At 58.8% G+C, this 14,108-nt stretch carries 10 protein-coding genes; 2 read left to right on the top strand and 8 right to left on the bottom strand.

Going from position 1 to position 14,108, the window contains the following annotated elements; genetic code table 11:
• Position 1: 1 nt before the first annotated feature.
• From QBL02_RS09470 to manA, 4 genes are all read right to left on the bottom strand, one after another.
• Positions 2-1,408 (bottom strand): DUF5719 family protein, encoded by a 1,407-nt coding sequence (locus QBL02_RS09470; protein WP_282726170.1) that lies wholly within the window; start codon positions 1,406-1,408, stop codon positions 2-4.
• Positions 1,405-4,665, bottom strand: coding sequence for a glycosyltransferase (locus QBL02_RS09465; protein ID WP_282726169.1), 3,261 nt, complete (start codon positions 4,663-4,665; stop codon positions 1,405-1,407). Before QBL02_RS09465 ends, QBL02_RS09470 begins: the two co-directional genes overlap by 4 nt.
• Positions 4,666-4,827: 162 nt before the next feature.
• The gene (locus QBL02_RS09460; RefSeq protein WP_282726168.1) at positions 4,828-5,145 is read right to left on the bottom strand and encodes a WhiB family transcriptional regulator; all 318 of its coding nucleotides are present in this window, start codon (positions 5,143-5,145) and stop codon (positions 4,828-4,830) included.
• 95 nt (positions 5,146-5,240) lie between these two features.
• Positions 5,241-6,581, bottom strand: a complete 1,341-nt coding sequence (gene manA, locus QBL02_RS09455; RefSeq protein WP_282726167.1) for a mannose-6-phosphate isomerase, class I — start codon at positions 6,579-6,581, stop codon at positions 5,241-5,243.
• 37 nt (positions 6,582-6,618) lie between these two features.
• On the opposite strand from manA, the gene QBL02_RS09450 reads away from it, so the two are divergent.
• Complete coding sequence (locus QBL02_RS09450) at positions 6,619-7,998, top strand: O-antigen ligase family protein (protein WP_282726166.1); 1,380 nt, start codon at positions 6,619-6,621, stop codon at positions 7,996-7,998.
• Positions 7,999-8,074: 76 nt separating this feature from the next.
• On the opposite strand, the gene QBL02_RS09445 is transcribed toward QBL02_RS09450, so the two are convergent.
• The gene (locus QBL02_RS09445) at positions 8,075-8,878 is read right to left on the bottom strand and encodes an alpha/beta fold hydrolase (protein ID WP_282726165.1); all 804 of its coding nucleotides are present in this window, start codon (positions 8,876-8,878) and stop codon (positions 8,075-8,077) included.
• A 69-nt stretch (positions 8,879-8,947) separates the two neighbouring features.
• Between QBL02_RS09445 and QBL02_RS09440 the strand changes: the two genes are divergently transcribed.
• Complete coding sequence (locus QBL02_RS09440; protein WP_282726221.1) at positions 8,948-9,322, top strand: hypothetical protein; 375 nt, start codon at positions 8,948-8,950, stop codon at positions 9,320-9,322.
• Here the strand turns inward: QBL02_RS09440 and QBL02_RS09435 are convergent.
• The 3 genes from QBL02_RS09435 to QBL02_RS09425 are packed head-to-tail and all read right to left on the bottom strand — an operon-like array spanning position 9,311 to position 14,042.
• Positions 9,311-10,849, bottom strand: a complete 1,539-nt coding sequence (locus tag QBL02_RS09435; RefSeq protein ID WP_282726164.1) for a DUF2142 domain-containing protein — start codon at positions 10,847-10,849, stop codon at positions 9,311-9,313. The genes QBL02_RS09440 and QBL02_RS09435 overlap by 12 nt on opposite strands.
• A gap of 56 nt (positions 10,850-10,905) precedes the next feature.
• The gene (locus tag QBL02_RS09430; protein WP_282726163.1) at positions 10,906-12,264 is read right to left on the bottom strand and encodes a glycosyltransferase family 4 protein; all 1,359 of its coding nucleotides are present in this window, start codon (positions 12,262-12,264) and stop codon (positions 10,906-10,908) included.
• Entirely contained in the window at positions 12,261-14,042 is a 1,782-nt protein-coding gene (locus tag QBL02_RS09425; RefSeq protein WP_282726162.1) for an ABC transporter ATP-binding protein, read from the bottom strand. The genes QBL02_RS09430 and QBL02_RS09425 overlap by 4 nt, the downstream gene beginning before the upstream one ends.
• Between the last annotated feature and the right edge of the window lie 66 nt (positions 14,043-14,108).

The following is a 14,108-nucleotide window of genomic DNA, read 5'->3' as shown; positions in this document are numbered from 1 at the left end:
GTTAGCGGGTAAATACTGTGAGGGCCAGGCTGCGTTCCATCGGCGCAAGCACCGGATAGCCAGCAATGTTTGGGCCGCTCAGGATGCGCACCCCGGCATAGACGGGACCCGTGCTGGTGAGCCACAGTTGACCCTTGCCAGAGACGGGAATTGCGGCGCCTGCGGGCAGGTTAATTGTCTGCTCTGGCGCAGTTGCACCCTCGGTAGCCACTGTGACTGTGACTTCTTCAGTGCCTGGGTTGGTCAGCACGAGTTCTCCGCCAAGCACGACCGAAGCGCCGAACTTGCTGTTGCTTGGCAGTTCTGGTGCGGGAGAAAACCAGGCGTAATCATGTGCTGGTGGCACATCAGCCGAGCCCCGGGCTCCACCGACGACAGGTACATCAGCTTCGACGACGATCGCCTGGGCATTTGCTGGCCACTGTTTCACCTTGAAGTCAGAAACCACGCCAGCTTTGAGTTCAACGGTGCCAAGCTCGGTTGAGCTGCCCTCTGGGTCGTGCGCGCTGATCACGGCTGTGCCGCTGCCCTCAGGCGACAGCAAACGAACCTGAATCGGATTCAAGTCGGTGTCGGGCGCAGCACCGTCAGAGACTTTTTCTTCTGTGACCATGTTCGCAACACCTGGGATGACAAGCATTGGCTCAGGTGAAAGCTGGCGGGTAGCGGTGTCTACCGCGAATGAGCGAATGTCAATGGTCTGCGAGACTCCGAGGGCTGCCGTCACGGCGGCTCCCGTGCTTTCAACACGCACAACCAGACTTTCGCGCCCAGGCGCGTAGCCGTTCAAGGACACAATTCGCTGCGATCCGGCTGGCACCAACACACCCGTGGTGCGTGATGAGTCAACCTTGCCGTTTTCGTCAAAGATTGAAACTTGCACAGTGGATGGCACGGCAAACGGGTTGCCAAGTACAAGCGTGGTGGATTGGCCCAGAGTAGTGCCACCACCGACGAGCCACTGTTCATGCACGGGTTCTGCGCAGCTGGAGGCGCTGAGACCCTGAAGTGCCGTTGTGGTCACCTGCTGAAGCTCTGCAGCGGCAAGATTCCCGTCTGCAGAACTTTCGATCACTGATGGCGCGGTTCCGCCTTCAGTTTCACGGGCAAGGACGCGTTCTTCAAGCGATTCCCCGGTGAGCAGCACTGTGCTGCTGCCTCCAGGGATTGCTGCGGTTGGCCTCGACGGATCAGAACCGAGTTCGGCAAATGAGCCCGTGCACACCAGTGCATAAGTTGCGTTCTGGCTTGCGTCTGCGGTGACCGCGACGGCTTGACGTTCGAAGCTCGGGATCCCGACAACCCCAGAGCCAAGCAGCGCAGCGGTAGCTACCGAGACACCAATGATTGCTACACCCGTCAGCGCCCGCGCGCTTCCGCGCAGCATGCTCTTTGACTTTTCACTCATCGTTCGCCTCCCTCGCTCGCCTCATCGTCGGCTGGGCGCAAGAACTTTGGAATCTTGCGCTGTGGGTGTTTCTCAGCAGCGGCTGCCGGCTCGGCTGGTCCCGCTGGTCCCGCTGGTTCCGCTGATTCTGCTGGTTCCGCTGGTTCCGCTGGTTCTTGAGCCTCGGTAGTTTCCCGGTCTTCAATCGCCTGAGAGATTTCGTTTGCATCCGCGTTATGTTCAGACGCTGGATCGACCCTCTGCGGTTCGTCAGCCGAGGGCTCCACCGGAGCTGTTGTCTCGGTTGCGGGGTCAGCGGTCGCAGGTTCAACTACTGCCGGTTCAACCGAAGCGGCAGATTGCTCTGCCCCAGCCGGTGCGGTCTCGTCGGTCTTTGCCAAGACCTCGTCGGGCCCAGTCTTGCCGTTCTTACGCTTGCGCCTGCGCTGCGGCTCTTCAACCACCTCACCGGTAGGCAAGGCGAGCAAAATCATGGCGCCGAGCACAACAACCTGAATCCACCAGATCAGCTGAGTGAAGACCTTGTAACTCATACCGACAAGCCACGGGCCCGAGGCAACATGCTCATCCGCAACGGCGGTATTCGCACTCGTATCGGCAGCACGCCAGAGCAGTCCGTGTGATGTCTGTCCAGCGTTCTCAAGAGCGGTCTGCTGGTCAAATGCAGATTGCAACTGCGAACGCTCGGTCGCATCACCGGCATTCTCCAAGAGCACAAAACCGATATCCTCTGCGGCGAGTAGCGAGGCCGTGCGATCCTCATCGCCAGTACTCGCAAGCGCGCCCACAACCTCAGCCAGCTTGCTGTCTTCAACCGTCAACGACTCGGAGATCGCACCGGTACGCATTTCGTCAAGATGCAAACCTGCGCCGGTCACTATCTGAGCACGCACCTCACGTTTACCCTCAACGGTAATCACGAGAGTTCGAAGGTCGGGATCTTGAGTGCCCGCTGCGAGCACGAGCGCTGGCATCTGGGCTTCACCAGAAACCATTCCGGTCTGAGCCGTCGCCAATTTAACCGCAACCGGAGCAACCGAAGTAAGCGCAAGCACAAGTGAAACTGCGACAACCGGAGCGGCGGCCTTTCGCAGCACTGTTGTGCCAACTGAGGCAAGACCGAGAACTGCGATCCAGTAGAGCGCAATACCCGAACCGGTCCAGATCGAAACAGCTTCGCCGCCCACCACCATGAGCTGCAGCTTTGCGCTCACGACCGCGGTCAGCAAACCGAGACCACCGAGCACCGCGTGCAGCACGGTGAACGGTACTCGCCCGGTGAGCAAACCAATCGCTGCAAGCAGCACGATTGGCAAGAGCAGCACGCCGACAAGCAGCGTGACAGGGAAATTGCCGAGGCCGATCTGCTCAAAGATTGCACCCCAGCCTTCGAGCCCGAACTCTGGGAACCCAAGCAGCAGATGCCACGTGTTACCCGGGGTGAAGGGCGAAACGATGCCCGGATCAAGCAACAGGTCGATAGGGTTTGCACCGCGCAACAGCATCAACAGCTTCGGTGCGAAAAGCGCAAGCGGAGCGATTGCCACGGTGAGAACACGGGCCGTACCGCGCGGCGAGCTGATAATGCCAACCACCAGAAGCACAATCGCGGCAGGCAGCAGCACAGGAGCGCAAGCGAGCACAATGGCTGCAAGCAGCGAAGCTGTACCAGCCCAACTCCACGAGGTACGTGCGCGAGTGGCCGCGAGCAAGAGCCACGGTAGGACAACGGCAAGAATCAGCGTTGGCAATCGGCCGCCCGCGAGCGAGCCGAGCAGCACCGGACTAAACGCCCACGCGAAGCTCAATAGTGCACGGCCCGCAGCGTTTTTGGTCAGCTGAGCCGCCCAAATCCAGCCGCCAAGAGCCGCCAGCGGAATAGCCGCGACGAGCATCAACACAATCGCGTGCGATGGGTTCCAGAAGGTGAGGCTGCCAAGCAGCGCGAGCACCCAAGAGAACGGGTCAGCTGCGACACCATCAAAGATGCGTGTGTTTGCCCAGAGTTCGCCAATCGAATTGAGCGGTGCAAGCGCCCCGCCTGCAAGACTGGTCTTGGTGAGCGCCCACCAGGTGAGACCGATTGCGGCTAGCACGCTGGCCAGCAAGACTGCCAAACCGCCAGTCGAAATAAAGTGCAGTTCTTCGCGCATTCGGCCCTGCGAAGCAAGAATTGCTTCTCGGTCGATCATGCGTGCGGTTCGCACTGTCTTGCTGTCTACCCGGAGCGGGCGAACCGCGCTCCAACCTGCTGTGCTTGCGCCACGAACTCGACGCCGTGAAGCGGTGAGCGATCCTGGGGTGAAAAAGACTCGAAGAGCTGAGGAGAACTCAGCCCACATGTTGCCCGGCTGCTCTCGAATGAGCGCCCAGCACACTCGCGCGATCGCAACGAGCGGCAATCCGAGCCACATAAAGAAGGCAGCAAGTGCCGGAGCGTATGAAATTCGGCGATGCAATTGCGAGGTTCGTGCCTCGCGGTGGGCGGCCCGCAGCACTCGCTTTGATCGTTCGATGCGAGGGCCGGCGACACCCAGTTGCGCGAAGCGCACACGCGAAGTGGGCGCGACGACCACACGATAGCCGGCCAGTCGGGCGCGAACGCTGAGGTCAAGGCCGTCGTCGTACACGGCATATGCGGGGTCAAAGCCCTCAAGCTGACGCCAAACGTCTGCCCGCACAAGCATGCCGACTGGGCCAACACCCAGTACATCTTGAAGATGGTCGTATTGTTGCTGGTCGCGCTCTTGGCGACGCAATAGCCAACGATCGCCCCGCTGCGTCAGGCTTTGGCCGAGCTCAATGATCCGGTCCGGGTGATCCCAGTCGACGAGTTTTGGACCCGCAACTGCGACCGAGGGGGCGCGCTGCACTGTCGAAAGGATCTCTTCAAGTGCGCGCGGCTCTGGGGCTGAATCTTCAGTGAGCAGCCAGAACCAGTCTTGGAAGGGTTCTGTCTGTGGTTGCTCAGCCGCACCGGCGGTGAACTGCGAGTGTGTGGTTTCTGCCCGGTCGCTTGGCACCGCTGCGATGCCCTGCTGCACCGCAGCACCGAAGGAAGTAATCGCTTGCGTGCTGACCACGCCCGAAATACCGGCCACGCTTCTGAGCTGCTGCGCGATACTCTCGCGCCCGCCGTTCACGACAGCGATTACGCGTTCGGGCTGCCGTGTTTGCGCGGCAATCCCCGCGAGGGTCTGGTCTAGCCACTCGCCGCCGTGCCTGGCGACGAGAATGGCGGTCACTCTAGTTCGCATAACACCGCAAGCCTAGGCTGATCGCCTGGGATGTTTGCCACGGCGTGCCGCAGAAATCGAAATCTACGAGGGGCCTTCACGGAAAGGCACCTTGATGGTCCTGCGCAAGAGCATCTTAAAGGTGGCCTGCGGGCAGGCTGCCTTTAGCTTGAGAAGAAAGAGTTAGCCAGCTTCGCGGCGAAGCTTGCGTCGTTCGCGTTCGCTGAGCCCACCCCAGATACCGAAGCGCTCATCGTTGGCCAGCGCGTAGTCGAGGCATTCGCTGCGAACTTCGCACCCATCGCAAATTCTCTTTGCTTCGCGGGTGCTGCCGCCCTTTTCTGGGAAGAAGGCTTCTGGGTCGGTTTGCGCACAGAGTGCGTCTCCCTGCCAGGCGAGCGCCTCATCGTCATCAACCTTACGTACGCCTGGAACCCCGAGAAATACTGGGTCGACGTACCAGTTGCCGGGAACCTGCGAGCTGTTGGAGTGAAGCGACATTGGCACTGAACTCCTCTCGGTGTGGTGTCGGACTCTGATCTTCACACAATTACACCGTTGTAGTTCGACGAAGTCAAGCTGGAAATCTTAAACCCTCAATTAGCACTTGAGGGTTTAGACACGCGCGACCATTTGGTACCAACTGTCGCAATAAACACCTCGGCGACACCGGTAAGTTCAATGTCTTCACCCGCAGAAACATACAGCGATTGGCCTCGACCGGCACTCGCAACTTCTGAGAGTTCGCCCCCAACACGCTCAACACGCACCCGACCCGACACCACGACAAGCACAGTCGGGTAGGGCACAGCAACAATCACGCTTTCTGCGGGTTCGCTGTATTCTTCACCATTCGGCGATTCGTGATCGATCTGCACCGAACTCGGCTCATCAAACGCAAGATGCTTCGCTGGATCACCAAGCCTCGCCCGAGAAAGAGCGAACTCCGGCACCGCTGGCGCCCAGGTCACAAGACCCGGAGCAATGTGATCTGCAAAAATCCGCGGGGTATCAAGCTGCGAAGTGTCAACGATTCGAAGCACCTCGTCAACATCAATGTGCTTCTGCGTAAAGCCAGCACGCAATACGTTGTCCGAAGCCGCCATGACCTCAACCGCGATTCCGCAAAGATATGCGTGCAATTGCCTCGCCGACAGATAGATCGCCTCGCCCGGCTGCAGCGTGACCAAGTGCAGCAACACAGAAATAAGCGTGCCCGGATCGCCCGGGTAGGTGGCAGTGAGATTTACGAGGGCCTGCACACGCGCGGGATCGATCCCCACCCCACCATCAGGCACCTTCGCAAGAACATGCTCAATAGCCTCGAGCGCCTCGGCGACACCCGGTCCCCCGCCAAGCGCCCAGTGCAAAAACTCGGAGCGCGCCTCATCATCGCCAGCAAGCGATTGACACCGCTCAGCAACACTCAAGAGCGAATCACGCATTGCCCCCTCGGGAGCAGCTGCGGCGAGCGCAAGAAAGTCTTCACGAGCAGCCGCGAGATCACGAAACCCGCACAAAGCAGATACTTCGCTCAGCGCGACGAGCAGCTCAGGTTTGTGATTGTCGTCACCGTAATTGCGCTCACGTGAGCCTGGCAGCACACCAGCAGCCTCCTCGCGAGCGAAACCGGCCTCAGCCTGCTCCTTATTCGGGTGCACCTGCAACGAGAGCGGAGCGCCGATTCCGAGCACCTTCAACAAAAACGGCAGGTGCTGTCCATCTACCCCGTAGAGGCCCGGATCGCTTTCGATCAGATCGATCAGCGTCTGTGGCACGGGCCTGGCCTTAGCCACGGTCGCCGGGGCACCAGGGTGGTCGCCAAGCCACAGCTCCGCCTGCGGCTCACCCGTAGGGGCAACGCCAAGCAGCTCAGGCAATGCATCGCGAGATCCCCACGCGTACGCGCGCGGGGTGTTCTCGATGAAGATCAACATGTTCGTAGCTCCGTATCCACCCGCTACCATACCGACTATGACCGAGAGTAAGACTCGTTTGGGCGTAAGCGCCTTCGCAATCGTTGTATTCGTGTTCACGTTTGGCAGCAACGGGGTGCGCTACCTGGTCGGCTTGCCGGCATTTTTTGTGCTGGCTGCCGGCCTTGCGATTACGAGCGTGGTGCTGTTTATCAGGCTGAAACCAACACGGTTTCGCTGGTATCGACTACCCGCACCGATCTATTGGTTTCTCGTTCTTGCCGCGCTCTCCATTTTCTGGAGCGCCTACCGACTCGAAACCGTCGCCGGAGTGGTCGCCCAGATCCTGACCACCGCAACCGCAGTGGTGCTCGCCTTTATTTTGAGTTGGCACGAATTGCTGCGCACACTTGCCACATCGATGCGCTGGCTACTCGCAGTCTCCTATCTTTTTGAACTGTGGGTCGCTATCTTCGTGCGCGAACCGCTCCTGGCATGGTGGGTTGAGCGACCTGCCGGCAAAACCCCAGCGATCTTGTATTGGAGCCGAGATCTGCTGTTCTCAGGCGGCCCAATTCAGGGCATCGTCGCAAACTCGGTTCTGCTCGGTTTTATCGCACTGATTTCACTCATTCTGTTCGCCATTCAGTTGCGCGCCGGACTTGTCCGCCGCAGCGCCGGCTGGTTCTGGGTTGCCATCGCAGTGCTCACCCTTGTCCTCACCCGAAGCGCGACAATTTGGGTGGCGCTACTGGTCGTCGCGGTTGTGCTTGTGTTTGCTCTGTGGGGCCGGCGCACCGGCCAAGAGCATCGCATGCCGGTGTACTGGACGGCTGGCGCGCTACTCGCAGTTGCGGTTGCCGCAGTCACCTTCGCTCGCGAGTTCCTGTTTGGGTTGCTTGGTAAAAGCGGTGACCTCACTGGCCGAGTTGAAACCTGGCAAAAAGTTTGGGAACTTGTCGAGCAGCGGCCCTGGTTTGGTTGGGGCTGGGTGAGCTACTGGCCAACCTGGGTTGCGCCGTTTAAGGGACTCGACACAAAGGCCGGTATCGCTGTAATGAGCGCGCACAATGCTTGGCTTGATGTGTGGCTGCAATTGGGCATTATCGGTGTGCTGGTGTTCGCACCGATCGTGGTACTCACGCTGCAACGTGTTTGGTTCCGCGCGGTGGATCAGCCGCGTCGCGGTCCCGGCCCAGCTCAGCCGTTTGCTACGAGTGCGCTGTGGCCACTACTGGTGCTCACCGCGCTGCTCGTCCAGTCGCTTACCGAGAGCCGCCTGCTGCTTGAAAGCGGCTGGCTGATGCTGATCATTCTCGCGGTAAAGACCCGCTTCGATTTCGAGATTCCGGCTCAAGACACCGAGCCAACGAAACTGCCGTGGCGCAAGGTGCCAATTCCGCGGGATCAGCACGGCGCAGTCGCGCGAGACAGCTAATCCGAAAAGCCGGCCATCGCAACATGCGGTGGCCGGCTGTATTTTTCGTTGGATCGGCGACTGCGCCGAAGCTACCTCAGCTTTCGAGCCAGTGCCACACTCGTTCGGCGGCGGTCTCACCCTCAGCGATCATCGCCTCATGCCCGGGCCCGCCGAGCACGGTCAGCTCACCATCCGGCAGTTCAAGCGCGACCTGATAGCACCACTCGGGCGGGGTGACCTTGTCCTTGCTGCCGCAGAGCACCAGCGCTGGTTGTACCACCTGCGGCAGACAGTCTTCGATCCGGTGATCCATCGTAGGTTCAAGCTTTTTAATAAACCAGCGAGGGCCGGCCTTCATGTACTCGACCACGCCAGTCGCCATCGCAATAAAGGGTTTGCCTGCAAAGAGATCTTGCATCATGCGCTTCGCCTGCTGCTTGACAGTGCGTTCGGCAGCATTCACCGCTGGTGCAAACAACACCACGCGATCAACCAAGTCTGCGTGCCGCGCAGCGAGCTCAGCAACAACCTGAGCTCCCATCGAGTGCCCAACGGCCACGACAGGATCGTTTCTGCCTGTGCGCTCGTTTGCGGCACGCAAGGCCTCAGCGAGCAGGTTCGCCGTGTCTGGAATACTCAGTGCGCGCTCGGGCTCTGGCGAGTCGCCGAAGCCGGGCAGATCCACCGCTAAAACCTCAGCATCCGGAAGAATCGCTTCGATAAAACGGGTGAAGGTTACCGCGCCCATGCCGATGCCGTGCACCAGCACGAATCTTGGAGCCTCTGGGTGCGGCCAGCGATACCAGAGGATTGAGTGATCACCCTCTCGATATGAGAATGATTCCGGGGCAACTAAGCCCTGCAGTTCCCAGATAGTTTTTGTTTCCCTCTTCGACACAGATCAAAGTCTAGGTGGGCTTTCCGAAGTCGGAAGCACTCATGGTGGTGCTCTAAGCTCTTTCGAGTGATGCTGACTTCTGAACGACTCGCGCAATTGCGAAATTTCGCGACAATCGAGCGAACCGCGATACTCGAGTATCGCGGCAGAGAAGGCGAAGACCCGCTCACCACTCTTTCTGAGATTCCATCGGTTGATGAGTTCGTCGTGTTCGAGCTACGAAGCGAACTCCTTGAAGAACGTGGACAACTTGCCGAGTTCTCGCTCGCGAGGCTCGCCGGGCACGGAAGCACCGACGAGGCTGCGGAGCACAAACGCAACGCCGATCATGTGGAGTTCGAATTGCTCCGAGAAATCGCGTCAGCTTGCCCGGAGCTCACCCCAGCGGTGTGGCTGGTAGCAAACGCTCTCGACGTCCACACCCCAACAGATCTATCGGATTGAACGCCTCAGTTCTGGCGAAATCTCTTCTTGCGCTGGCACCGGCCGAACACCCTTCGGGTAGAGCCAAAGCCATGCACCGAGTAGCGTGAGCGCGAATGCGCCACTGCCGCCAAACCAAACAAGCATTGGCGAGACAGGAATATCCCACCACCATTCCATGTTGTGGTTCAGATTAAAGCCGCCAACATCAGTACCAGTGATATAGCGGCGCATATTGTTTCTGAGCGAAAGTGAATTCGCCAGTGCCACGGCCGCAAACAGCACACCAGCTTGCAATCGACTTAGCCCGAGGTGATCGTGGGCAAAGCCGTAAATGGCGAGGCCGATCAGAATAATCAGCAGCGGCAACATGTATCTAGGCTGTACCCAGTCGCCAACCCGTGCGCCCTCGCCGTGTAGAACATACAAAGGAATCACCACGAGTGCGCTGAATGCAAGAATCAGCACGATGCCCTTGCGCATTGAGGTCACTCGCAGTCCCCAAAGCACAATCGCAAAGAGCACCCCGATCATGAGCACCCAAACAGACTTCACGAGCGGAGTGTCGAACCAGCCAAGACCCCAGGTGCCGGTGCCGCCGGTCCAAAGCCAAGGCAAATCGAGCAGGTTGCTGAAAACTAGCCCCATTCCAGATTCGGTCGCAGCGCCAAGCTCATCAGCTGAGACCGCAGTTGCCCCGCCCTGAGTCACGGTGGCGACTGCCGCACCAGTTGACTGCCCCGAAGCCAGGAAGAAAAAAGCGCCAATAACAATGACGGCAAACGAAAGAATGGCCTTTTTTAGCCAAACACGATTCTTCTCAAAAGTCAGAATCATGGCGGCGAGAGCTGCAAACGCAACAAATACTGCCGAATCACCACGGGTCCCAGCGCCCATCACCGCGATAACCACGGTAATAGCACCGAGCGCGATTCTTCTTGGCAAGGTTGTCGCCGTGAAATAGCCGTAGTTCGCAACCCAAACCAGAAGCCCTGCCAACAACGCCCAGGAACTTGGGTTCACGCTCGGAATAATAAACACACCCAGTGGCACCAATGCCACTACGCTCGTCCAAATGATTGGCCCGCGCTGGCCCGGGCGCAAGAGCGCCAAGACTGAGAACACCGCGCCCACAAAGAGACCAGCATTCACGAGGCGCATCACCACAGTGGAAACCGCAATATCTGGAGTCGCAAACACCGACATCACTGCGTAAAACACCGGCGGGTAGGCACCGACAAAGTTGCCTCGCTCGGTGGAAATCATACGAGAATCATCGAGCGCGCACTGGGCGCTCTTCTCTGACTGCTGAGCAAAGCAGCCGGAGCTCTCGATAAGCCGCTCAGAGACTACCCGCTCGTTCGGCTGATCCCCTGGCGCGCACAGACCCTCGCGGTCGCCAAGGCCACACCAGATGCTGGCCAGGTGGTAGTCATCGTCTGGCGCGGCACCGACGGGAGACGCGATCGCCCAAGCGCCGAGCCCCGCAAACGCGAACACCGCCGTCAAGACAGCGAGCACGATCCGTCGCGTTCTACGTGAAACCATCAGTTCGAATATCCTCTCGAGGGCGCAATCTGCCCGCTCAGCATGCTAGCCAAGTGTTACCTGCTCGGAATGAGCTTACGAACAAATAGGCGGAATCCCTCGGAACGCCGCCAGAAAGTAGTGTGGCGCAGGCGCCCGATCGAACGAGTTACCTCTTTACCGACTGGCGAGGCCCGTCGAATTCGATCGGCTGCTTGGCGTGGCTGCACGCAAAAAGCCAGCAGCGTTTCAAGGGTGCGCTCCCAACGCATCGTCTCGCCGAAGGCAAGCACGCGCTCGCTCATTTCGGCACGCTCTGGCGAATACAGCACCTCTTCGATCGCTGTCGCGAGTGCGTCAACATCTTCTGGTGGCACCACGGCACCGAGGTCGTGCGCACGCACCAGATCGGCGAAAGTATCGCCGTCGGTCGAGACGATCGGCAGACCCGCCCAAAGGTAGTCAAGGATACGAGTGCGGAAACTAAACGCCGTCTCGACATGCTCGAAGTGGGTACTGACGCCCAAATCAGCGTCGAGCAGATAGTTCACGCGATCCTCGTAGTCGACCCACTCAGTGTTAAAGAACACGTGTTTTCCGGTCAACCCAAGTTCGTCTGAAAGTCGCATCGTCTCGGCGGCCATCTTCATGGCTGGCACATCTGGGTTCGGATGCTTCACACCAAGAAAGTAGAGCCGCAGCTTCGGATGTCGTTCAACAAGTGAGGCAACTGCGTTGATCAGGGTAAGCGGATCAAACCAGTTGTAGACCCCGCCACCCCAAATGATTACCTGGTCGTCTGCGCCAATTCCCTCGACTGACCCCTTAATCGCGTGCCGCGTCTGCACCGCTGGGGTATTCGAAATACCAAATGGAGCAATATCGATAAGCGAGCGCAAGCTCGGGTCAGGGTCGTAATTGAGCGGGTTGATCCTCGACACCGCTGAAAGCTGACCGAGCCAAAAGTCTCGCTGCTTCTCGGAAGCGCAGAGCATAAAGTCAGCAAGCTCAAGCTGCACATTCAGCACCTCAGAGATGTACTCCGTGGTTTTCGCGCGTTTGCGAGGGCTATCGTCTTTGCCCTGCTCAAGATATTCAAGGTGCATCGGGTCATAGATATCGGCCACGATGATGGTGTCAGTGTTTCGGATCCAAGGGAAGGTCGAAAGCGTGTAGCCCTGAAAAACGAGCACCTCGCACCAATCGACATGGCGCTTCAGAGCTGCCTCGTCAACATGCTCAACAACAAAATCGTCGTGTTCAAGAGTTGATGCCTGTGTCGACACCAAACGCACGTCACACACCTGATGCAGGGCCTTTGACATCTCCCACGCGCGAATCGCGGGACCCGCCATCTTCGCGCCGAGCACATCGCCGGTAATCACGAGCACACGCGTCGGTGCATCTTTCGGCATCAAGCTCACTTGCTGGTTCATGCGGTCAAGCCTGCCAGCTTTGCCTGAATCGCGAAATCTGGCACCTGTTTAACGACCTCATCAAATGAACCAATGCCACGAATCTTGCCGCCATCGAGGTAACAAACCTGATCGTAATCACGAATCGTTGCGAGTCGATGGGCGACGGTAATAAACGTCACCTCACCCTGCAGCTCACGCATGGACTGGGTGACTCGATTCTCTGTTGCGGTGTCGAGAGAGCTTGTCGCTTCGTCCATCACCATAACGAGCGGATCGGAATACAGTGCGCGGGCAATGCCGAGACGCTGTTGCTGACCGCCAGAAATTGATTCACCTCGCTCACCGATACGCGCAAGCAATCCGCCCTCGCGCTCAGCAAGCGAAGTGAGGTGAGCACGCTGCAGTGCGCGCTCGACCTGCTCAAGGTCATAGTTCTCTTCCCAGGTAAGAGCGACGTTTTGCGCGATGCTGCCGTCAAAGAGGGCCACGCGCTGCGGCACATAGCCGACGCGCCTACGCCACTGGCCGAGTGCGTCTTCGAGCGAAACATCGTCGATGCAGAGTTCGCCACCGGTAGGCGTACTCAACCCAAGCAAAATGTCGATCAGAGTGGATTTGCCGGCGCCAGATGGTCCAACGATCGCCAAACTCGAACCGAAAGGAATCGAAAGGGAAATGCCATCGAGCACATTCGAGTCGGTATCTGGGTAGCGGAACTGCACATTCTTCAGCTCAAGTTGTTGCGGGTTGCCAGGCAACTCACGCGCGTCATCCCTTTCGTCTTCGCTCGGCGTATCGGTGTTTGCCTGTTGCAACTCACGAATCACATCAAGCGCGTACACCTCATTCGACGAAGCCGAAGCAAGGCAAGACTGAATGCCGTTGAGAGCTGGAATCACGCGGAACCCGGTGACGGCGAAAAGACCAACGGCCACCGTCGCGCCCCCAAGACCGCCCATCATGTATGCGGCGCCACCAACGAGCACCACTCCGCCGATCAGCGCGGTCTCAAATGCGTACTTCGGCACCTGACTGAGGTACGCCATGTCGGCGCGAGCATCGGTGGCCTTCACACGATCTTTTGAAATGACGCGGCCGATTTCGCCGAGTTTGCCACGCAGCGTGACCTCTTTCAGCGCTTCTACCATTTCGGTCATGACCGTCGCCATGCGGTAAACCAGGTCACGGTTTGCCTCACCGGCACGTTTTGCAGCGCGGCTCACAAAGCGGTTCATCAAGAGTGCGATTGAAAGCAAGTAGACCAGCGCGATCAGCGCGGTGACCGGCTGCGCGATCACGAGCACCAGAATCGTCGCGAGGAAGGTCATGACGTTACCGGGGATCATCGAGATCTGCAGCAGGAAACCAAGGTTGGTGTTTGCCATCGCGGTATCAACGATGCGGGTCACCTCTGGGGTGCTCAGCTGTGAGCGACGCTCCCAGCTCGAGTGAATGTAGGTACTGAACAGCTGATCGCCAGCCTCAAGTTCGTAGCGAGCGAAGCGCCTCGTCGCACGACGGTGCAGAATAAGCGCGAAAACGCCCTTCAAAACGAAGAGGCCGCAAATCACAATCACCAAGATTGGAGTGGCCGACTCTGGCACTTCTCCAACAACGGGCAGCGTCATTCCGGTACCCGTCGCGAGTGGCGAAGTCACCACAACGATCAAAGCGAGCGCGAACGAGTCAAGAATTGCAAGCATTCCGGTAAGCACCGAATAGCCGATGTAGAAGGCTTTCGACCCCTTCGGGAGCACTTTGAACAACTCGTTCAGAGTGTTCCACAGGCTTTTCACTGATCATTCCTCCGTCACTGTGTTGCCGGGTTTGAGCTTACCCTGCCTTTCTGCACCAAGACTTCG

The organism is Leucobacter sp. UT-8R-CII-1-4, assembly GCF_030010235.1.
Taxonomy (GTDB): Bacteria; Actinomycetota; Actinomycetes; order Actinomycetales; family Microbacteriaceae; genus Leucobacter.
Note: the sequence above shows the minus strand (reverse complement) of the source record. Positions and strands in the feature narration are given on the sequence as shown.